General features: G+C 70.0%; 17 protein-coding genes. 6 read left to right on the forward strand and 11 right to left on the reverse strand.

Annotation, left to right across the window (positions count from 1 at the left end):
• The first annotated feature begins 44 nt into the window (after positions 1-44).
• The 4 genes from Q2K21_RS26455 (at position 45) to Q2K21_RS26470 (ending at position 4,925) form a co-directional block, all read left to right on the forward strand.
• Positions 45-1,370, forward strand: a complete 1,326-nt coding sequence (locus Q2K21_RS26455) for a DUF2252 domain-containing protein (protein ID WP_310775729.1) — start codon at positions 45-47, stop codon at positions 1,368-1,370.
• Positions 1,371-1,479: 109 nt separating this feature from the next.
• The gene (locus tag Q2K21_RS26460) at positions 1,480-2,169 is read left to right on the forward strand and encodes a hypothetical protein (protein ID WP_310775731.1); all 690 of its coding nucleotides are present in this window, start codon (positions 1,480-1,482) and stop codon (positions 2,167-2,169) included.
• A gap of 112 nt (positions 2,170-2,281) precedes the next feature.
• Positions 2,282-3,094 (forward strand): thioredoxin domain-containing protein, encoded by an 813-nt coding sequence (locus tag Q2K21_RS26465; RefSeq protein WP_310775733.1) that lies wholly within the window; start codon positions 2,282-2,284, stop codon positions 3,092-3,094.
• Between the two features lie 169 nt (positions 3,095-3,263).
• On the forward strand, positions 3,264-4,925 hold the full coding sequence (locus tag Q2K21_RS26470) for an alkaline phosphatase D family protein (RefSeq protein ID WP_310775735.1): 1,662 nt from the start codon (positions 3,264-3,266) through the stop codon (positions 4,923-4,925).
• Between the two features lie 18 nt (positions 4,926-4,943).
• Here Q2K21_RS26470 and Q2K21_RS26475 read toward each other — a convergent pair whose 3' ends face one another.
• A complete protein-coding gene (locus Q2K21_RS26475) occupies positions 4,944-5,513 on the reverse strand; it encodes a dienelactone hydrolase family protein (RefSeq protein WP_310775737.1) in 570 nt (189 codons plus the stop codon).
• A 104-nt stretch (positions 5,514-5,617) separates the two neighbouring features.
• Between Q2K21_RS26475 and Q2K21_RS26480 the strand changes: the two genes are divergently transcribed.
• Complete coding sequence (locus Q2K21_RS26480; RefSeq protein ID WP_310775738.1) at positions 5,618-6,733, forward strand: mechanosensitive ion channel family protein; 1,116 nt, start codon at positions 5,618-5,620, stop codon at positions 6,731-6,733.
• 9 nt (positions 6,734-6,742) lie between these two features.
• Here the strand turns inward: Q2K21_RS26480 and Q2K21_RS26485 are convergent, their stop codons facing one another.
• The 6 genes from Q2K21_RS26485 to Q2K21_RS26510 all read right to left on the reverse strand — a co-directional run bounded on the left by Q2K21_RS26485 (position 6,743) and on the right by Q2K21_RS26510 (position 13,544).
• The gene (locus tag Q2K21_RS26485) at positions 6,743-7,483 is read right to left on the reverse strand and encodes an SDR family NAD(P)-dependent oxidoreductase (RefSeq protein ID WP_310775740.1); all 741 of its coding nucleotides are present in this window, start codon (positions 7,481-7,483) and stop codon (positions 6,743-6,745) included.
• A gap of 36 nt (positions 7,484-7,519) precedes the next feature.
• Positions 7,520-9,106: a Na+/H+ antiporter gene (locus tag Q2K21_RS26490; protein WP_310775742.1), complete on the reverse strand. Its 1,587-nt coding sequence runs from the start codon at positions 9,104-9,106 to the stop codon at positions 7,520-7,522.
• 86 nt (positions 9,107-9,192) lie between these two features.
• Complete coding sequence (locus Q2K21_RS26495; protein WP_310775744.1) at positions 9,193-9,660, reverse strand: GNAT family N-acetyltransferase; 468 nt, start codon at positions 9,658-9,660, stop codon at positions 9,193-9,195.
• Positions 9,657-10,601, reverse strand: a complete 945-nt coding sequence (locus Q2K21_RS26500; protein WP_310775746.1) for an RluA family pseudouridine synthase — start codon at positions 10,599-10,601, stop codon at positions 9,657-9,659. Before Q2K21_RS26500 ends, Q2K21_RS26495 begins: the two co-directional genes overlap by 4 nt.
• A gap of 51 nt (positions 10,602-10,652) precedes the next feature.
• Entirely contained in the window at positions 10,653-11,249 is a 597-nt protein-coding gene (lspA, locus tag Q2K21_RS26505) for a signal peptidase II (RefSeq protein ID WP_310775748.1), read from the reverse strand.
• A gap of 81 nt (positions 11,250-11,330) precedes the next feature.
• Positions 11,331-13,544, reverse strand: coding sequence for a TraR/DksA family transcriptional regulator (locus Q2K21_RS26510; RefSeq protein WP_310775750.1), 2,214 nt, complete (start codon positions 13,542-13,544; stop codon positions 11,331-11,333).
• 547 nt (positions 13,545-14,091) lie between these two features.
• Between Q2K21_RS26510 and ileS the strand changes: the two genes are divergently transcribed.
• Positions 14,092-17,247 carry an isoleucine--tRNA ligase gene (gene ileS / locus Q2K21_RS26515; protein WP_310775752.1) on the forward strand — a complete coding sequence of 1,052 codons (3,156 nt, stop codon included), beginning with the start codon at positions 14,092-14,094 and terminating at the stop codon, positions 17,245-17,247.
• A gap of 220 nt (positions 17,248-17,467) precedes the next feature.
• Here ileS and Q2K21_RS26520 read toward each other — a convergent pair whose 3' ends face one another.
• The 4 genes from Q2K21_RS26520 to Q2K21_RS26535 form a co-directional block, all read right to left on the reverse strand.
• Entirely contained in the window at positions 17,468-18,724 is a 1,257-nt protein-coding gene (locus Q2K21_RS26520; RefSeq protein ID WP_310775754.1) for a DivIVA domain-containing protein, read from the reverse strand.
• A 52-nt stretch (positions 18,725-18,776) separates the two neighbouring features.
• Positions 18,777-19,067, reverse strand: a complete 291-nt coding sequence (locus Q2K21_RS26525; protein ID WP_310775756.1) for a YggT family protein — start codon at positions 19,065-19,067, stop codon at positions 18,777-18,779.
• Positions 19,068-19,117: 50 nt separating this feature from the next.
• Positions 19,118-19,759: a cell division protein SepF gene (locus tag Q2K21_RS26530; RefSeq protein ID WP_310775758.1), complete on the reverse strand. Its 642-nt coding sequence runs from the start codon at positions 19,757-19,759 to the stop codon at positions 19,118-19,120.
• 128 nt (positions 19,760-19,887) lie between these two features.
• Positions 19,888-20,607 (reverse strand): YggS family pyridoxal phosphate-dependent enzyme, encoded by a 720-nt coding sequence (locus Q2K21_RS26535; protein ID WP_310775760.1) that lies wholly within the window; start codon positions 20,605-20,607, stop codon positions 19,888-19,890.
• Positions 20,608-20,610: the final 3 nt, after the last annotated feature.

Here is a 20,610-nt window from a genome sequence, read left to right on the forward strand (position 1 = left end):
CCGTCCCACAGTCACGCACCACCTGCACCTGGAGGCACCCAGCGATGTCGGTTCCGCAGCTCAGCGCCGAGCAACGCGGCGAGGAGATCCTCGCTGTCTTCGACACCGCCTTCGGCGAGCTGCTCGCCGCCGACCCGGCCGCGTTCCGCGTGAAGTTCCGCAAGATGGCGGCCTCCGCCTTCGCGTTCTACCGGGGCACGGCGTGCCTCTTCTACCACGACCTGGACGCGGAGAAGCGGGGCGGCCCGTACCTGGACGACCGCACCTCGCGCGTGTGGATCCACGGCGACCTGCACGCCGAGAACTTCGGCACGTACATGGACGCCAACGGCCGTCTGATCTTCAACGTGAACGACTTCGACGAGGCGTACGTCGGCCCCTTCACCTGGGACCTGAAGCGCTTCGCCGCCTCGGTGGCGCTGATCGGGTACGCGAAGGCGCTGAGCGACGAGCAGATCAGCGAGCTGGTCAGGGTCTACGCGGCGGCCTACCGGCAGCGCGTCCACGCCCTGGCGACCGGCGCCAAGAGCGACGAGGTGCCGCCCTTCACCCTGGACACCGCCCAGGGCCCGCTCCTGGACGCGCTGCGTGACGCCCGCTCGCTGACGCGCTTCGGGCTGCTGGACTCGATGACCGAGATCCGCGACTTCGAGCGCCGTTTCGCGCCGGGCGGCGGCTCCATCGAGCTGGACGCGGCCACCCGCTACAAGGTGCTCGCGGCCTTCGACGGCTATCTGGAGACGCTGCCGGAGACGTCGCTGGCCCGCCCGGACTCGTACCGCGTGAAGGACGTGGTCGGCCGCCGCGGCATCGGCATCGGCTCGGCGGGCCTGCCGTCGTACAACATCCTGCTGGAGGGCCACAGCGACGCTCTCGAGAACGACGTGGTGATCTACATCAAGCAGGCGCAGACCCCGGCCGTCTCCCGCCACATCACGGACCCGGCGATCCGTGACTACTTCCAGCACGAGGGCCACCGCACGGTGATCTCCCAGCGCGCCCTTCAAGCACACGCCGACCCGTGGCTGGGCTGGACCGAGCTCGACGGTACGGGCCAGCTGGTCGCCGAGGTGTCGCCGTACGCGGTGGACCTCGACTGGGGCGACATCGACGACCCGGAGGAGATCGCCTCGGTCGTCGCCGACCTGGGCCGGGCCACGGCGACGATGCACGCGGCGGCGGACGACCAGTCCGGCGAGTCCCTGGTGCCCTTCTCCACCGAGCGGGCCATCGACGCGGCGATCGCCGCCGACGAGGCCGGCTTCGCGGACCTGCTGGTGGACTTCGCCCACGAGTACGGGGCACGCGCGCGTACCGACCACCAGATCTTCGTGGACCTGTTCCGCAACGGCCGGATCCCCGGCCTCTGAGTCACTCGGCCCACAGGCCACCCCGACCGCTCTCACACACAACGCTCCCGTAACGCATAGCTGCCCTTTAAGGGGCCCTTACGGGAGCGCGTGAAACACTCTTTCCCCTATGGACATATCCGGGACCCAGCTCAGAGCCGTGCGCGCGGCGCTGTTCACGGCCATGGTCGTGACGCTCAGCACCGCGTCGCACGTGCTGCTGTCCAAGGTCCCGCTGCCCCTGGGGACGGTGGCGTTGATCGCCGCCGCCGTCTTCCTCGTCGCCTACGCGCTGGCCGACCGCGAGCGCGGCTTCGGGAAGATCGCCACCCTGCTGGTCCCCCTGGAGCTGACCGCGGACACGGTGTTCACCACGGGCCAGCACGCCTGCTACGGCAGGGCGGGCGGCCCGGTCACCGGCCCGCTGCGCTCGGTCGGCCTGGACGTCCTGTGCCACGGCGGGAGCGTGGGAACCCCGTTCACCCGGGTCCCCGGCACCGGCACCGACCGGTTCGCGGCGCTCCTCGCGCACGGCGACCCGGCGACCGCCTGGCTGCTGCTCGCCGCCCATGTCGGCGTCGGGCTCCTCGCGGCCGCCTGGCTGCGCCGCGGCGAGCGGGCGCTGACCCAACTGCTGCGCGCGGTGGCCGCGACCACGTTCCGGCCGCTGCTGATCGCGGTCGCCGCGGTGACGGTACGGCTGCTCACCCCGGTCCGCCGGGCACCGCGCCCCGTACACCGCGTCGCCGCCGCCCGTACGCGCCTGTCCGCGTACTCCCTGGGACTGCGGGGTCCGCCCTGCTCGCTCGCTTCCGTCTGAAGCACCTGAGCTTCCGTCCGGAGCACCTGAGCTTTTGAGCACCTGAGCACCGGAAGTCCCCTTACGTATCCCGCGTACACAACGTGCGCGCGTCCCCATGGAGATCACCCACATGAGCAAGCGGAACAGCCAGACGGCGAAGACTGCGGCCCGTGAGCGGCTGCGGCTGGAGCGCGAGCGGCAGGCCAAGCGCGACAAGGTCAAGCGGCAGCTGATCGTCGCCGGCTCGGTCGTCGCGGTCCTGGCGGCGGCCGGCGGCATAGGTTACGCCGTCGTGCAGGGCAACAAGCCCGGCTACTGGGAGGCGGCGAAGGACGACAAGCTCGTCAAGCCCGCCAACACGTCCGGTACGGACGGCACCACGGTCGTCCTCGGCAAGGCAAGCGCGAAGAAGACGCTGGAGATGTACGAGGACCCGCGCTGCCCGATCTGCGCCCAGTTCGAGCAAACCGTCGGTTCGACCGTGAAGAAGGACTTCGACGCCGGCAAGTTCAAGATCCAGTACATCGGCGCCTCGTTCATCGACGGCAACACCCAGGGCCAGGGCTCCAAGAACGCGCTGAGCGCCATGGGCGCCGCACTGAACGTGAGCCCCGAGGCCTTCCTGGAGTACAAGACCGCGCTGTACTCGGCGAAGTGGCACCCGGCGGAGGACGAGGACAAGTTCAAGGACGACAGCTACCTGATCAAGGTCGCGGACACGGTGCCCGCCCTGAAGGGCAACGCCGCGTTCCAGAAGGCCGTGAAGGACGGCACCTACGACAAGTGGGCGCTGGTCATGTCCGACAAGTTCAACAAGTCCGGCGTGAACGGCACGCCGACGCTGAAGATGGACGGCAAGACGCTCACCGGCTCGGACGGCAAGAACGCGCCGATGACGGTGGCCGCCTTCACGACGGCGCTCGACAACGCGCTCAAGGCCTGACAGGTCCCACGGACGTGGTCTGACCGGCCTCACGGACGTGGCCTGAGCGGTCCCACGGGCAGGTCCCGGTCCCACAGGCAGGGCCTGAGCGGTCCGGCAGACGAAGAGCGGGCGAACATTTACGTGTTCGCCCGCTCTTTATGCGTACCGGTCAGTAATCTGATCGCCCGTGACCAGTCGATACAGATCATCCGAGAGCGCAGACTCCCTCTCCCCGCGCCGCCGTACGGTCGTCAAGGCCGCGGCGGCCACTGTTGTTCTGGGCGCCCCCCTCGCGGCGGCCCTGCCGGCCCGCGCCGCCGACGACGCCCCGGCCTTCCTGCACGGTGTGGCGTCCGGTGACCCGCTGCCCGACGGCATCCTGCTGTGGACCCGGGTGACGCCCACGGCCGAGGCGACGCCCGGCTCCGGGCTGGGCCCGGACACCGAGGTGAGCTGGATCGTCGCCAGGGACAAGGCGTTCACGAACATCGTCGCCAAGGGTTCCCTCACGGCGACCGCCGCCTCCGACCACACCGTGAAGGCCGATGTACGGGGTCTTGAGCCGGCCACGGACTACTGGTTCCGCTTCTCCGCCGGCGGCACCGACTCCCCGCCCGCCCGCACCCGCACGGCCCCGGCCACCGACGCCACCGTGTCCGGACTGCGCTTCGGCGTGGTCTCCTGCGCCAACTGGGAGGCCGGTTACTTCTCCTCCTACCGTCATCTCGCGGCCCGCGGCGACCTGGACGCCTGGCTGCACCTCGGCGACTACATCTACGAATACGGCACCGGTGAATACGGCACGCGCGGCACCGTCGTACGCCAGACCTCGCCCACGCACGAGATCATCACGCTCGCCGACTACCGCACCCGGCACGGCAAGTACAAGACGGACCCCGATCTGCAGGCTCTGCACGCCAAGGCGCCGGTCATCGCCATCTGGGACGACCACGAGTTCGCCAACGACACCTGGTCGGGCGGCGCGGAGAACCACACCGAGGGCGCCGAGGGGACCTGGTCGGCCCGTCAGGCGGCCGCCAAGCAGGCCTACTTCGAGTGGATGCCGGTCCGCCCGGCGATCGCGGGCACCACCTACCGCCGGCTGCGCTTCGGCAAGCTCGCCGACCTGTCCCTGCTCGACCTGCGCTCCTTCCGCTCGCAGCAGGTCAAGGTCGGCAACGGATCGGTCGACGACCCGGAGCGTACGATCACCGGCCGCGCCCAACTCGACTGGCTGAAGGCCGGGCTGAAGGCGTCCGACACCACCTGGCGGCTGGTCGGCAACTCGGTGATGATCTCGCCGTTCGCCATCGGCTCGCTCTCCGCGGACCTGTTCAAGCCGCTCGCCAAGCTGCTCGGCCTGCCCCAGGAAGGTCTCGGTCTCAACACCGACCAGTGGGACGGCTACACCGACGACCGCCGCGAACTCCTGGCCCATCTGCGGTCGAACGCCATCACCAACACCGTCTTCCTGACCGGCGACATCCACATGGCGTGGGCCAACGACGTGCCCGTGGACGCCGGCACCTACCCGCTGTCGGCCTCCGTCGCCTCGGAGTTCGTCGTCACCTCGGTCACCTCCGACAACCTCGACGACATCGTCAAGGTCCCCGAGGGCACCGTCTCTGCGCTGGCCTCGCCGATCATCCGCGCGGCCAACCGGCATGTCCACTGGGTCGACACCGACCGCCACGGCTATGGCGTCCTGGACATCACCGCCGACCGCGCGCAGATGGACTACTACGTCCTGTCCGACCGCACCAACGCGAACGCCACCTCGTCCTGGGCGCGTTCCTACCGCACGCTCAGCGGCACGCAGAAGGTCGAGCGGACCTACGACCCGGTGTAGCCCCCGCCGAGGAGCCGGCTACAGGCTGTCGAGGAAGCCGAGCGCCACCCGCCAGGTGGCCTCGGCCGCCTCCTCGTCGTAGTCCGGCAGCTCGGGGTCGGTGTAGAGGTGGCCGGCGCCCGCGTACCGGTAGATCTCCACGTCCGCGCCCGCCTTGCGCATCTGCAGGTACCACGAGCTGAGCCAGTCGTCCGTCTCGAACGGATCGGGCTCGGCCACGTGCAGCTGGACCGGCAGATCGTCCACCGAGGCGCTCGCCGCGATGTCCGACGTGCCGTGCAGCAGCAGGAGTCCGCGCGCGTTGTGGTCGCCGAGTGCCAGGGTCTGCGCGGTGGCGGCGCCGAGCGAGAACCCGGCGTACACAAGCCCTCTCTCCGAGTATGGCGCGGAGGCCAGGACGGCCCGCTTGAGCAGCTCTTCCTTGCCGATCTCGTCCTTGTATGCCATGCCCTCCTCGACCGTCTCGAAGGTGCGGCCCTCGAACAGGTCGGGGGTCCACACCTCGTGCCCGGCGGCGCGCAGCCGGTCGGCGGCGGACCGGACGGCGGGGCGCAGTCCGTACGTCGAGTGGAAGAGCATGATGTTCATGAGGCCATGGTGCCAGCCGGGACCGACAACGCCGTACGCAGCGCGTTCACAGGCGGATCCGGATCACAGGTTCATGATGCGCTCTACCGGTTACGTTCCAGGGCATGGAGAACGTACTGCGCCCGGTGATCGTGGTCGGTGGCTCGGTCGTGCTCACGCTGCTCATCGGGGGGGCCACGGACCTCCTGCTGCGCAAGGCGAACGGCGGGCATCCCGAGACGCCCTTGTGGGGCCTGCTCCGACGCGGCCGCATCCCGTACCAGCTCGTCCTGTGCGCGGCCCTGCTGAGAGGCTCCTACGACGAGGCGAAACTGCTTCAGGCGCACCGGGTCGGGATCGGACGGACCTTGACGCTGGTGCTCATCGGTTCCGCCGCCTGGCTGGTGATCCGCATCGCGGCCGCGATCGTCGAGACGTCGTACTCGCGCTACGCCCGCGCCCACCGCGATCCGGCCCGGGTCCGGCGCGTACGCACCCAGGTGTCGCTGATCATGCGGGTGGTGGCGGCAGTCGTCGGTGTGGTGGCGGTGGCCGCGATGCTGCTGACCTTCCCGGCGATGCGGGCGGCCGGAGCCTCGCTGCTGGCCTCGGCCGGCATCCTCGGCATCGTCGCCGGTGTGGCCGCACAGTCCACGCTCGCCAACCTCTTCGCCGGGCTCCAGATCGCTTTCGGCGACATGGTGCGGCTCGGCGACACCGTCGTGGTGGACGGCGAGTGGGGCACCGTCGACGAGATCACGCTGACGTTCCTGACGGTACGGACGTGGGACGAGCGCCGGATCACCATGCCGGTGTCGTACTTCACCTCGAAGCCGTTCGAGAACTGGTCCCGCGGCGGCGTCCAGATGACCGGCATCGTCTTCTTCCACGTCGACCACTCCGCTCCCGTGGAGGCGATGCGCGAGCGGCTCCGCGACATCCTGCGCGAGTGCCCGGCCTGGGACGGCCGCGACTACGGCCTCGCGGTCACCGACACGACGCCCAACACCATGCAGGTGCGGGCGCTGGTGACCGCGAAGGACGCGGACGACATCTGGACGGTGCGGGTCACGGTCCGCGAGCGGATGATCCGGTGGCTGGCCGAGGAGCATCCGTACGCGCTGCCGCGGGTCAACACGGCGGAGGCCATGCCGCCGCCTGGCAGGAACGGCCATGGGTCGCCCGACGGACATGTCCCCAGGGTGAGGGCGCACGAGCCGCCGAGGACGGGCCGGGGGTAGCCGCCGGCCTCAGTGCCCTCGCTCGGCCCCGCCGTTGACCTGGATGATCTGCGAGGTGATGTGCCCGGCGCCCGGGGAGGCGAGCCAGTGCAGCGTCGCGGCGACGTCCCCCGGCGTACCGGCACGCCCGGTCGAGGTCTCGGCGATGCGCTCGGCGTGCCGCTCCTCTGTCATCGCGTCGCCGAAGAACTCGGTGTCCTCGATGTATCCGGGCGCGACCACGTTCACGGTGACACCGCGCGGCCCCAACTGCCTGGCCAGGTCATGGGCGTAGGGATGCAGCGCCGCCTTGGCCCCGGCGTACGCCCCGCTGCCCGAGCCGCGGTAGGCCGCGATCGAGCTCAGGAACAGCAGCCGCCCGCCGGGCTGCGCGAGCCGGTCCTTCAGCGCCTCGGTGAGCAGGACCGCGGTCAGGGTGTTGAGCCCGAAGTTGAGGGCCCAGTTGTGCAGGACGACGTCGAGCGGCTCGTCGCTGTCCACCTTCGGTTCCCGGTACCCGCCGCCTCCGGCGCTGTGGATCAGGACGTCCACGGTGCCGAATTCGGCGGCCACGAACCGCTCCACCCCTCGTACGCTGCGGGGCTTGCTGAGGTCTGCCGCGTAGGTGAGCGCTCCGGGCACCCCGGCCCGCTCCAGCACCTCGGCACGCCGCCCGAGCAGCAGCACCTGATCCCCGTCCGCGGCGAAGGCCTGCGCCGTCGCGAGCCCGATCCCCGTACCGCCGCCGCTGATCACCACGTTGCGCGCCATGATCCAATCGTACAAACATCGTCCCCCGCAGGGATGTCAGCGCATGCTGCGCACGTCCAGATGGCGCAGCACCCGGTCGACGATCTCCGGGTCGGCGCCCGGTTCACTGCGCGCCGCCAGCACCTCGTGCCGGGCCGCGCTCAGCATCTCCCCCTGGATCCTGCGCAACCGCTTGAGGCGGGATAGACGGTGTTCGTGCGCCTCGCGCCGTTCCTCGTCCCCCAGGTCCGGGCTGATGCGCGCGCCGATCTCGAAGGCGCGCCGCAGCAACTGCTCCGACAGCTCCTCCGGCAGCTCCTCGACCTCCTCGATCTCCTTCAGCCTCCGCTTCGCCGCCTTGGACGCGCGGACCGCGAGCGCCCTCTCGAAGGCCTTCTCGCTCTCCATGTCGGCCCGCACCCCGAGCTTCTTCACCAGCCAGGGCAGCGTGAGCCCCTGAAGGACGAGGGTGGCCATGATCACCCCGAACGCGATGAAGACGATCTCGTCACGGTCGGGGAAGGGCGCCCCGTTCTCCATCGTCAGCGGAATGGCCAGGGCCAGCGCCACCGACGCCACGCCCCGCATGCCCGACCACCACATCACGACGGTCTCGCGCCATGACATCGGGACGTCCTCGTCGTAGTCCCGCAGGGCGTGCAGCCGTTTGGTCAGCCAGGTCGCGGGCAGCAGGTACACGAGCCGTACGAGCACCACGACGGCCACGATCGCGGCGGACCGGCCGAGCATCTCGCCCCACCGGCCGGACGCGGTGCGGATCGCGTGGTGCAACTCGAGTCCGATCAGCCCGAACGCGATCCCGGTGACCAGGGTGTCCACCACGTCCCAGAACGTGTGTCCCGCCAGCCGCATCATGACGTCGTCCGGATCACCGGCGTACTCCGCCAGGAACAGGGCGGTGACGAGCACGGCCAGCACGCCGGAGCCGTGCAGTTCCTCGGCCAGGACGTACGACGCGTACGGCACCAGGAGCGTCAGGCCGACCTGGAGGGTGGCGTCGCCGAGCAGGTCGAGGAGCTTGCCCGCGGCCCAGCCGAGCACGACCCCGACGACGAGGGCGACGATCGCGGAGAGCACCAGTTCGAGCAGGGCGTGGGGCAGCGAGAACGTCCCGCTGACGGCAGCGGCGATCGCGACGTGGTAGAGCACGATCGCCGTCACGTCGTTGAACAGGCCCTCGCCCTCCAGGATCGACACCAGCCGACGGGGCAGTCCGAGCTGTCCCGCGACGGCGGTGGCCGCGACCGGGTCGGGCGGCGCGACCAGCGCACCCAGCACGACCGCCGCCGCGACCGGCAGCCCCGGCACGATCGTGTGGGCGACGGCGGCCACACACACGGTGGTGATGAACACCAGGGCCACGGCCAGCAGGAAGATCGGCCGTTTGTTGGCGGCGAACTGCCGCCAGGACGTCCGGCGCACCGCCGCGTACAGCAGCGGTGGCAGCAGCGCGGGCAGGATCAGCTCAGGCGGGATGTTCACGTCGGGCACGAAGTCGAGCAGGGCGAGCACGATTCCGAGCAGCGTCATGAGCACCGGCGACGGCAGCCCGAACCGGTCCCCGACCGGGACACTGACCACGGCCCCGAGCAACAACAGGAGCAACAGGGCCAACTGGTCCACGGTCAGCACTCCGGGAAGTCCGACGTTCGCACGGCAGACCTCAAGCCTGCCACGTCACCTTCCCACCGGCCTTCCGGCGCCCTCGGCTACAGAGGGCGCCGCATCGCCCGGTGCGGAATCCCGGCGTCCGGGAACTCCGGCCCGTAGACCTCGTACCCCAGCCGCTCGTAGAAGCCCAGCGCGTGCGTCTGCGCGTGCAGATCCACCGCCGCGAGACCACGCGCGCGTGCCGCGTCCTCGATCGCCCGCACCAGCGCCGCCCCGACGCCCAGACCGCGCGCCTCCCGCGTCACCGCGAGCCGCCCCAGGGAGCCCACGGACGCGTCGCCGCCGTTCTTGGCGGCGGCCGCCTCCCCGTACAGCAGCCGCCCGGTCCCGAGCGGCACGCCGTCCTCCCGTACGGCCAGTACGTGGACGGCGTCGGCGTCGTACGCGTCGTACTCGATGTCCTCGGGCACGCCCTGCTCGCCGACGAAGACCTCCTTGCGGACCGCGAAGCACGCCTCGCGGTCGACGGGGTCCTCGGCGACCCGCACCTCGTACGCGGCGCTCACGCCCAGCTCTCCTCGCGCACCTTGTCCAGCGCCTTCTGCAGGTCGGCGGGGTAGTCGCTCTCGAACTCCACCCACTGGCCGTCCCCCGGGTGCTCGAAGCCGAGCCGTACGGCGTGCAGCCACTGGCGGGTCAGGCCGAGCCGCTTGGCGATCGTCGGGTCCGCGCCGTACGTCAGGTCGCCGACGCACGGGTGGCGGTGGGCGGCCATGTGGACGCGGATCTGGTGGGTGCGTCCGGTCTCCAGCTTGACGTCGAGCAGCGAGGCCGAGCGGAAGGCCTCGATCAGGTCGTAGTGCGTGACGGAGGGCTTGCCGTCGGCCGTGACCGCCCACTTGTAGTCATGGGTGGGGTGGCGGCCGATGGGCGCGTCGATGGTGCCGCTGGTCGGATCGGGGTGGCCCTGGACGAGCGTGTGGTAGCGCTTGTCGACCGTGCGCTCCTTGAACTGGCGCTTCAGCGACGTGTACGCGTACTCCGACTTGGCCACGACCATCAGGCCGGACGTACCGACGTCGAGGCGGTGCACGATGCCCTGGCGCTCGGAGGCGCCGGAGGTGGAGATCCGGTACCCGGCGGCGGCGAGACCGCCGATCACCGTCGGGCCCGACCAACCGGGCGACGGGTGCGCGGCGACACCGATCGGCTTGACGATCACGACCACGTCGTCGTCGTCGTGAACGATCTCCATGCCCTCGACCGGCTCGGCGACCACCTGGACCGGCGCGGGCGCCTGCGGCATCTCGACCTCCAGCCAGGCACCGCCGTGCACCCGCTCGGACTTGCCGACCACCGTGCCGTCGACCAGCACCTTGCCCGCCGCGGCCAGCTCCGCCGCCTTCGTACGGGAGAAGCCGAACATGCGGGAGATGGCGGCGTCGACGCGCTCGCCCTCCAAGCCGTCGGGCACGGGCAGGGTACGGATCTCGGGAAGCGTGCTCACCCGTCGAGTATGCCGGACGGGTGACACAACGCCGCACGAGCCTCCCGGCGCTCAGTCCTTGTGGACCGTTCCGTCCGGGTCGAGACCGCGGAAGGACAGCAGCACGATCAGGATGCCGCCGCAGACGATCGCCGAGTCGGCCAGGTTGAAGACGGCGAAGCCCTTGGGCGCGATGAAGTCCACGACCGCACCCTCGAAGACGCCCGGCGAGCGGAAGATCCGGTCGGTGAGGTTGCCCAGCGCACCGCCGAGCAGCAGGCCGAGCGCGATCGCCCACGGCAGGCTGTAGAGCTTGCGCGCGAGGCGGGCGATCACCACGATCACGGCGGCCGCGATCACCGTGAAGATCACGGTGAAGGCCTCGCCGAAGCCGAAGGCCGCGCCGGCGTTGCGGATCGCGTTGAGCTGCAGCCAGTCCCCGATGATCCGGATGGGCTCGTGGTGCTCCAGCTTCGCGACCACGATCAGCTTGCTGACCAGGTCGAGGGCGTACGCGAAGGCGGCGACGGCGAACAGGACCGCGATCCGGCGCCTGCCGCGCGGGCGCTCGGCCGCGCCGGACGGGGCCTGCTCCTCGGACTGCTCCGGCCCGGCCCCCGCCGCGTCTGGGATATCCGGCGTACCGATGATGCGCTCCGCCTCTGCCACGTGAGTCCCTCAACCTAGGTGCCTGACTGAGGACGAGATTACGACACGACCCCGCCGGACCGTGTGTTCAGGCGGGGATCATTAGCGGCGTTCCTGTTTCTGCTTGCACTCCACGCACAGTGTGGCGCGCGGGAAGGCCTGCATACGGGCCTTTCCGATGGGGTTGCCGCAGTTCTCGCACAGGCCGTAGGTGCCGGCGTCGAGGCGTTCCAGGGCGCGCTCGGTCTGTACGAGCATCTCGCGGGCGTTGGCGGCGAGCGCCATCTCGTGCTCGCGTGTGATGTTCTTGGTGCCGGTGTCCGCCTGGTCGTCGCCGGCGCCGTCCCCGGAGTCGCGCATCAGGCCGACCAGCGCCTGCTCGGACGCGTCGATCTCACCGCGCAGCCGGATCGCGTCGGACTGAAGCTCCGCGCGCGCCTCGGCCACCTCCTCGGGGGTCCACGGGTCCTCGCCGGGGCGCACCGCCAGTTCGCCGGGCTCCGCGGCGGCGAACCGTGCCTTGGGGACCGCGGAGGAGTCCGTCGCCGCCGTGGCCGTGCCAGGAGTCTTCTTCGCAACCACCGTCGTGGCTCCCGTCTGCTTCGCGGCCGCGACTGCGCCCGCCTTCTTGGCCGTGCTCTTCTTGGCCGCACTCTTCGTGGGGGTGCTTTTCGTGGTGCCGCCCCTAGCGGCGGCACTCTTCCGGGCAGCGGCCTTGGCAGGGGCCGTCTCCTTGGTGACGGCCTTCTTGGCTGCTGCCTTCTTTGCTTCTGCCTTCTTGGCGACGGGCTTCTTCGCCGCCTCTTCCTCGGCGACGGTGTCCGCCGCCTTCTTGGCGACGGTCTTCTTCGCCGCGGTCTTCTTCGTGACGGTGCTTGACGCCGCCTTCTTGGTGACGGTGCCGGCCGCCGCCTTCTTGGCGAGGGTCTTCTTCGCTGCCGCCTTCTTGGCGACGGTCTTCTTCGCGTCTGTCGCCTTCTTCACGACGGTGCTGGTCACCGCTGCCTCCTTGGCGACGGTCTTCTTCGTCGCGGTCTTCCTCACGACGGTGCTGGTCACCGCCGCCTTCTTGCCGGCCGACGCCTTCTTCGCCGCCGGTCGCTCGGGACCGCCTTCCTCCTTGGCCGCCTTCTTCGAAGGGACCGCTTTCGCGACCGCCCTCGTCGGGGAGCCCACCTTGGACGCCGCCGTCTTCTTGACGACGGACTTCTTGCCGGCCGCCGTCTTCGAAGGGACCGCTTTCCCGGTGGCCGCCTTCCTGGTGACCGTCTCCTTGTCGGCGGCCTTCACAGGAGCGGTCTTCCTGGCGCCCGGCCGATCAGCTGCTGCCGCCTCGGCACCCGCCTTGACCGAGCCGGCCTCCTTGGCGGACACCGTCTTGCCGGCGGCTCCCTTCTTGGCCGCGTTCTTGAGGGCCGCCTTCCTGGCCGCCTTCTTGGAGACCGGTTTCTCGCCGGCCGCCTCAGTCGCAGCGGTCTTCTCCGCTGCCGTCTCTCCGAAGGCCACCGTCGTGGCGGCCGCCTTCTTGGGGACAGTTTGTTTCCCGGCAGCCGACCTCGCCGAAGCCACCTCTCTCTCAGCCGCCTGTGCCGGAGCCGCCTCCTTCGCGACTGCCTTCGCAGTGGCCGTCTGCTTGACCGCGGCCGTCACCGAAGCGTTCGCGGCGGTACCCGCCGCCTCAGTGTCGGCCGTTTCCCCGGCCGACGTCTTCTTGGCCCCTGTCTTCCCAGCCGCCTTTCCGACCGTCTTCTCGGCAGCCGACCTCGCAGCCGCCGTTCCTCCGGCGGCCCTTCTCCCAGCGGCCGTCCTCCCGGCAGCCGTCTCCCCGGCGCCGAGCTTCTTCCGGCCACCCCTTAGGTTCCCGGCCACCCTTGGGTTCCCGGCGGCCCCCAGGGCCTTCCCGGCAGCCCGGGCCGTCGCGGTTGCCGCCCTCCCTCCGGTTGCCACGCGGCTACCGCTTGCCGTGCTGCTTCCGGTTGCCAAGCGGCTCCCGCTTGCCACGCTCCTTCCGTCGGCCGCACCCCCCGCCGGCTTTTTTCCGGCCTCGGCCGAACCGGTCTTCCCGGACCCGCCGACGGCCGCGCCCAGCCTCTTCACCAGCCTGGCCGTCCGACTCGCCCATGCCGCGTGGGTGCTGTTCTTCCCGCGCGCGTCCGTGGCCGCCGAACCGCCGGAGGCACCCGTACCCGGGGATCTGGCGGACGCCGACTGCTGTACGGCGGTCTTCTTCGCCACCATGGCCGCGGCCCCTTCACATATTGTGATCTTGCGCGCGAATCGTGCTGGGACGATAAATCGACTTCTGGCCCGCGGCAACGGGGCACGCCAACGATTCGCCCGCCGTACGAGCGCCGCACGGCGAGCCTGCATCCGTTGTGCCCAGCTCTCCGCCGGGTAATCCGCCGGGCCCCTCGTCCCGGGATCCGCACGCCGGCGCCTCGCCATTCGGGTCACCCACCACCTCGCGGCGCCCTCGCCCTCGGGACCGGTAAAACCGGTCGGCCGCGGTCCGTGCGGCGCCGTACACTGGGCGGAGCGAAAAGCGTGGATGGGGCCGAGTAGCGGCGTACGCAGCCATGAGCGATCCGGGGACGGTGGAAGCCCGGAGGCGAGCGCGACGTGAAGATCACCCCGGAGCCGCCGGAAGAACGCCTTGGACAGTGGGCTCGCCCACCGGCCGCCCAGGGTCAGTAGAACCGGCATCGCGACCCCAATGAGGGGGCTCACTGGTGCGTACGGCGCACCGGGGAGCCAAGGAGGGTGGTACCGCGGGAGCGCGCCGCACACGGCGTACGGAGAATTCACGGAATTCCCGGCTCTCGTCCCTCCGACGGAAGGCAGCACGTCCGCCGGAGGAAGATCGATGACGCAGTACCGCCAGGTGCCCGCCCAGGTCGACCTGCCCGCGCTCGAGCACGCGATGCTCGACTTCTGGCGCGAGCAGAAGATCTTTGCCAAGAGCCTGGAGCAGTCCGAGGGCCGCCCCGAATGGGTGTTCTACGAGGGCCCGCCCACCGCGAACGGCATGCCGGGCGCCCACCACATCGAGGCCCGCGTCTTCAAGGACGTCTTCCCGCGCTTCCGCACCATGCGCGGCTACCACGTGGCCCGTAAGGCCGGCTGGGACTGCCACGGCCTCCCGGTGGAGCTGGCGGTCGAGAAGGAGCTCGGCTTCAGCGGCAAGAAGGACATCGAGGCGTACGGCATCGCCGAGTTCAACGCCAAGTGCCGCGAGTCCGTACTGCGCCACACCGACGCCTTCTCCGAGCTGACGACCCGCATGGGCTACTGGGTCGACCTCGACGACGCGTACGTCACCATGGACCCCGAGTACGTCGAGTCCGTCTGGTGGTCGCTGAAGGAGATCTTCAACAAGGGGCTGCTGGTCCAGGACCACCGCGTCGCCCCCTGGTGCCCGCGCTGCGGCACGGGTCTGTCGGACCACGAGCTGGCGCAGGGCTACGAGACGGTGATCGACCCGTCGGTCTATGTCCGTTTCCCGCTCACCTCCGGTCCGCTGGCCGGCGAGGCCGCGCTCCTGGTGTGGACGACGACCCCGTGGACGCTGGTCTCCAACACCGCGGTCGCCGCCCACCCCGAGGTCACCTACGTGGTAGCGACGAACGGCGAGGAGAAGCTCGTCGTCGCGGAGCCGCTCGTCGCCAAGGCGCTCGGCGAGGGCTGGGAGCCGACGGGGCAGAGCTTCACCGGCGCCGAGATGGAGCGCTGGACGTATCAGCGTCCGTTCGAGCTCGTCGAGTTCCCGGAGACCCCGGGCGGAACCCACTACGTCGTGAACGCCGAGTACGTCACCACCGAGGACGGTACGGGTCTGGTCCACCAGTCCCCCGCCTTCGGTGAGGACGACCTCAAGGTCTGCCGCGCGTACGGCCTGCCCGTGGTCAACCCGGTGCGCCCCGACGGCACCTTCGAGGAGAACGTCCCGCTGGTCGGCGGCGTCTTCTTCAAGAAGGCCGACGAGAAGCTCACCGAGGACCTCGACAGCCGCGGTCTGCTCTTCAAGCACATCCCGTACGAGCACAGCTACCCGCACTGCTGGCGCTGCCACACCGCGCTCCTCTACTACGCGCAGCCGTCCTGGTACATCCGCACCACGGCCATCAAGGACCGCCTCCTCCAGGAGAACGAGAAGACCAACTGGTTCCCGGAGACGGTCAAGCACGGGCGCTTCGGCGACTGGCTGAACAACAACATCGACTGGGCGCTCTCCCGCAGCCGCTACTGGGGTACCCCGCTGCCGATCTGGCGCTGCGAGGACGGTCACCTCACCTGCGTCGGCTCCCGCGCGGAGCTGACCGAGCTGACCGGCACCGACCAGTCCGAGCTCGACCCGCACCGTCCGTACATCGACGACGTCACCTTCCCGTGCCCCCAGTGCCAGGAGACGGCCACGCGCGTGCCGGAGGTCATCGACGCCTGGTACGACTCGGGCTCGATGCCGTTCGCGCAGTGGGGCTACCCGTACAAGAACAAGGAGCTGTTCGAGTCCCGCTACCCGGCGCAGTTCATCTCGGAGGCCATCGACCAGACGCGAGGGTGGTTCTACACCCTCATGGCGGTCGGCACGCTGGTCTTCGACAAGTCGTCGTACGAGAACGTCGTGTGCCTGGGCCACATCCTCGCCGAGGACGGCCGCAAGATGTCCAAGCACCTGGGCAACATCCTGCAGCCGATCCCGCTGATGGACCAGCACGGCGCGGACGCGGTGCGCTGGTTCATGGCCGCCGGCGGCTCCCCCTGGGCGGCCCGCCGGGTGGGCCACGGCACGATCCAGGAGGTCGTCCGCAAGACGCTGCTGACGTACTGGAACACGGTCGCCTTCCAGGCGCTGTACGCCCGTACGTCGAGCTGGGCGCCCGGCGAGGCCGACCCGGCCCCGGCCGACCGCCCGGTGCTGGACCGGTGGCTGCTGTCCGAGCTGCATGCGCTCACCGACCAGGTGACGCAGGCCCTGGAGGCGTACGACACCCAGCGCGCCGGCAAGCTCCTGTCGGCGTTCGTCGACGATCTGTCGAACTGGTACGTGCGCCGGTCGCGTCGCCGCTTCTGGCAGGGCGACAAGGCCGCGCTGCGCACGCTGCACGAGGTCCTCGAGACGGTCACGAAGCTGATGGCGCCGATCACCCCGTTCATCACCGAGCGGGTGTGGCAGGACCTGGTCGTGCCGGTGACCCCGGGCGCCCCGGAGTCGGTGCACCTGGCCTCCTGGCCGGAGGCGGACCTCACCGCCATCGACCCGGAGCTGTCGAAGCAGATGATGCTGGTGCGCCGGCTGGTCGAGCTGGGCCGCGCCACGCGCGCGGAGTCCGGTGTCAAGACGCGTCAGCCGCTGTCCCGCGCGCTGGTCGCGGCGGCCGGGTTCGAGATGCTGGACCCCGAACTGCACACCCAGATCACGGACGAGTTGAACGTCAGTTCCCTCGCCTCTCTGAGTGAAGTCGGCGGCTCGCTGGTGGACACCACTGCCAAGGCGAACTTCCGCGCGCTCGGCAAGCGCTTCGGCAAGCGGGTCCAGGACGTGGCCAAGGCCATCGCGAACGCCGACGCGGCGGCACTGTCCCTGGCACTGCGCGAGGGCACGGCGTCGGTGGAGGTCGACGGCGAGACGGTCGCCCTCGCCCCCGACGAGGTGATCATCACGGAGACCCCGCGCGAGGGCTGGTCGGTGGCGTCCGACTCCGGCGCGACGGTCGCCCTCGACCTGGAGATCACCGAGGAGCTGCGGCAGGCGGGTCTCGCCCGTGACGCGATCCGGCTGATCCAGGAGGCCCGCAAGAACAGCGGCCTGGATGTCGCCGACCGCATCGCGCTGCGCTGGACCGCGACGGACCCGGCGGTCATCGCGGCCCTGACCGAGCACTCCGGTCTGATCGCCGAGGAGGTTCTCGCCACGGCCTTCTTGAATGAGCACAGCGCCCAGGGCGAGGCGGACGGCACCTACGGCGAGCCGTTCACCGACGACTCCCTGACCCTGACGTTCCGCCTGCGCAAGGCGTAACCGACCCGCGAAGGCCCGGGACCAACAGCGAAGGCCCGGGCCCGCCAAAAAATCTTGGCGGGCCCGGGCCTTCGGCGTTGTGTACGCACGCACAACCGCTCCCCCACCCGAACACAGGGGCCACAGTCCCCGAACGCGGGTAGCACAAGGGCGGGGCCCCGGATCGAAATCCGGGGCCCCGCCCTGAACACTGCCGACACCTACGGGGTATTCAGCTCCGTCAGTTGTCGTCCTCGTCGATGAGGAACCCGCGCATCGGCGAGGGAGCCTGGCCCATCGGCGACGGGCCCTGCGGCCGGACCGGCGCCATCGGCTGGGTCATCGCCGGGGACATCTGCTGCTGGCCGCCGTAGGACGGAGCAGCGGGGGCCGGGGCACCACCCATCGTCTGGTTGCCGCCGTACGACGGGGCGCTCGCGCCCGCCGGAGCCATCGACGGCGCCGACGGCGACGGCAGGGAGGCCGTGGCCGGGGTGCGCGGCGGGGCCAGCGAGTCGTCGGCCTGGGTCTCCAGCTGGCGCAGCTGCGACTCCAGGTACGACTTCAGCCGCGTGCGGTACTCGCGCTCGAAGCCGCGCAGGTCCTCGACCTTGCGCTCCAGCGTGGCGCGGGCGGACTCCAGGGAGCCCATCGCGACACGGTGCTTCTCCTGCGCGTCCCGCTCCAGGGCGTCGGCCTTGGCACGGGCGTCGCGCTCCAGACCCTCGGCGCGGCTGCGGGCCTCGCCGACGATCTTGTTGGCCTCGGAGCGGGCCTCGGCGATCGCCTGGTCGGCGGTCTGCTGGGCCAGCGAGAGGACACGCGCGGCGCTGTCGCCACCGGGACCCTGGCCGGGCATGCCCGGACCGCCCATGGGGCCACCCATCGGACCGCCCATGGGGCCGCCCATCTGCTGCTGCATCGGGGGCTGCCCCATCGGACCCTGACCCATCGGACCCTGGCCCATCTGGCCCTGGCCCATTTGGCCCTGACCCATCGGACCCTGACCCATCGGGCCGCCCTGGCCCATCGGACCCTGGCCCATCGGACCCTGGCCCATCTGGCCCTGGCCCATCTGGCCCTGACCCATCTGGCCCTGACCCATCGGGCCGGGACCCTGCGGACCGCCCTGCCCCGCACTGGGGCCGGCGGGCAGCTGCGGTGCACCGCTCGGCAGCTGGGGCGGACCACCCATGGGGCCACCCATCTGCTGCTGCGGCGGGCCCGATATCCCGGCGGGCACCGGAGCGCCCGGACCTCGCATGCCCTGCGGCTGGTCCTGCGGCTCCGGAGGTTTGCGCATGTTCTGCTGGTTCTGCGCGGCGGCACGCGTGGCGGCGGCCAGCTTGGCGCGCAGATCCTCGTTCTCCCGGAGCAGGCGGGTCAGTTCGGCTTCGACCTCGTCGAGGAAGGCATCGACCTCGTCCTCGTCATAGCCTTCTCGGAGGCGGACGGTCGTGAACTGCTTGTTCCGCACGTCCTCGGGGGTCAACGGCATCTCTTCACCTCAACGTAGTCATCGGCAGTCGGCAAGACCGTATCGTCCACAGTCACCTCGCGAGATTGCCCACGACGGCGATCAGGATGTAGACGATGATCATCAGTACGAAGAAGGACAGGTCGAGCGCCACGCCCCCGAGACGCAGCGGCGGGATGAACCGCCGCAGAAGCTTCAGCGGTGGATCCGTGACAGTGTAGGTGGCCTCCAGAACGACCACCATCGCCTTGCCGGGTTGCCATGAGCGGGCGAACTGGAAGACGTAGTCCATGACCAGCCGGAAAAACAGCACGACGAGGAAGCACATCAGCGCGACTTTGATGACGTCCAAGACCACGCCCATGATCCGTGCTTCCCTCTCCCCTGTTCCCGTGTTCTTTCCGGTGGTGCGTCTCAGCTCTGGTTGAAGAACCCGCCCTCTGCGATGCGGGCCTTGTCCTCCGCCGTGACATCGACGTTAGCAGGAGACAGCAGGAACACCTTCTGCGTCACCCGCTCAATGCTGCCGTGAAGACCAAACACCAAACCGGCCGCAAAGTCGACAAGTCGCTTCGCATCTGTGTCATCCATCTCAGTCAGATTCATGATCACCGGCGTGCCCTCACGGAAGTGTTCCCCGATGGTACGGGCCTCGTTGTAGGTCCGGGGGTGAAGCGTGGTGATCCGGTACGGCTCTCGTTCGGACACGACCTTGGGCATGATCACCGGTGCGTTCTTCTCCAGACTCTGGCGTTCTTGTGTGATGGATGCCACGGGCGCGATGCGGGCCGGGCGCCCCGATTCCGCAGGGAGCGAAGCGGAGTGGGACACCGGGTCCCGCTGCGCCGGCGGCTGGACCACTCGTACCGATTCGTCCCGTTGAGGCTGAAGTGCCTGGTGCGACTGGTGAGACGGCTCGTGCCGCCTGCGGTCCCGCTCCGGCTCCGGGTCGAGTTCGGGCTCGAAGTCGTCGTCGGGGTCGAATCCCCTGCCGTCGTACCCATCGTCCTCCACGAGGCCGAGGTAGACCGCCATCTTGCGCATCGCGCCGGCCATGCTCTGAGTCCTCCGCTCTGTGGTGGATCGGCTGACGACTGCCAAGTGCCCGCGATCCACGAGGTCGTTATGCCCGCTTTCGGCGGTAATGACCATATTTTCTGCTGTGGTCCGACTTCTTGGCGACGTTACCCGAGCCTGGCGCGGACTCCGAGTACCGCGCTGCCGACGCGCACATGTGTCGCCCCGGCGGCCACGGCCTGTTCGAGGTCCGCACTCATTCCTGCCGAGACCATGGTTGCAGCCGGATGGGCTCGGCGCAGGTCAGTCGACAAATCCATCAACCGCTCGAACGCCGCCTGTTGGCGCCCCGCGTACTCTCCGGTGAGCGGCGCCACGGTCATCAGTCCGTCCAGCCGCAGCCCCGGAGCGTTCGCGACGAGGTCACCCAACTCTTCGATTCCCTCGGGTGCCACACCACCGCGCTCCCCTCGCCCGCTCGCGCCCGCGTCGAGCGCGACCTGGAGGAGACAGCCCACCTCGCGCCCGGCCCGCACGGCCTCCTTCGACAGTGACGTCACGAGCCTGGAACGATCGACGGACTGCACGACACCCGCATAACCGACCACGGATCGCACCTTGTTGGTCTGCAACTGACCGACAAAATGCCACGTAAGCGGCAGATCCGAGCATGCGGCCGCCTTGGGCGCCGCGTCCTGGTCGCGGTTCTCGGCGACATGACGCACACCGAGTTCCGACAGAATCCGCACATCGTCGGCGGGATAGGTCTTGGTGACCACGATCAGGGTCACCTCCTCCCGCTTGCGCCCGGCGGCCCGGCACGCGGCCGCGATGCGTTCCTCCACCTTCGCCAGGTTCGCGGCGAGTTGAGACTTACGGTCCGTCATGCC

Origin of the sequence: Streptomyces sp. CGMCC 4.7035, assembly GCF_031583065.1 — a bacterium.
GTDB classification, from domain to species: domain Bacteria; phylum Actinomycetota; class Actinomycetes; order Streptomycetales; family Streptomycetaceae; genus Streptomyces; species Streptomyces yaanensis.

Excerpts from the sequence above, each read along its gene's own strand:
- ileS (WP_310775752.1), top strand. The coding sequence starts at position 14,092 with ATGACGCAGTACCGCCAGGTGCCCGCCCAGGTCGACCTGCCCGCGCTC.
- Q2K21_RS26520 (WP_310775754.1), bottom strand. The coding sequence starts at position 18,724 with ATGCCGTTGACCCCCGAGGACGTGCGGAACAAGCAGTTCACGACCGTC.
- Q2K21_RS26530 (WP_310775758.1), bottom strand. The coding sequence starts at position 19,759 with ATGGCCGGCGCGATGCGCAAGATGGCGGTCTACCTCGGCCTCGTGGAG.
- Q2K21_RS26485 (WP_310775740.1), bottom strand. The coding sequence starts at position 7,483 with ATGGCGCGCAACGTGGTGATCAGCGGCGGCGGTACGGGGATCGGGCTC.
- Q2K21_RS26480 (WP_310775738.1), top strand. The coding sequence starts at position 5,618 with ATGGAGAACGTACTGCGCCCGGTGATCGTGGTCGGTGGCTCGGTCGTG.
- Q2K21_RS26535 (WP_310775760.1), bottom strand. The coding sequence starts at position 20,607 with ATGACGGACCGTAAGTCTCAACTCGCCGCGAACCTGGCGAAGGTGGAG.
- Q2K21_RS26465 (WP_310775733.1), top strand. The coding sequence starts at position 2,282 with ATGAGCAAGCGGAACAGCCAGACGGCGAAGACTGCGGCCCGTGAGCGG.
- Q2K21_RS26525 (WP_310775756.1), bottom strand. The coding sequence starts at position 19,067 with ATGGGCGTGGTCTTGGACGTCATCAAAGTCGCGCTGATGTGCTTCCTC.
- Q2K21_RS26460 (WP_310775731.1), top strand. The coding sequence starts at position 1,480 with ATGGACATATCCGGGACCCAGCTCAGAGCCGTGCGCGCGGCGCTGTTC.
- Q2K21_RS26475 (WP_310775737.1), bottom strand. The coding sequence starts at position 5,513 with ATGAACATCATGCTCTTCCACTCGACGTACGGACTGCGCCCCGCCGTC.
- Q2K21_RS26455 (WP_310775729.1), top strand. The coding sequence starts at position 45 with ATGTCGGTTCCGCAGCTCAGCGCCGAGCAACGCGGCGAGGAGATCCTC.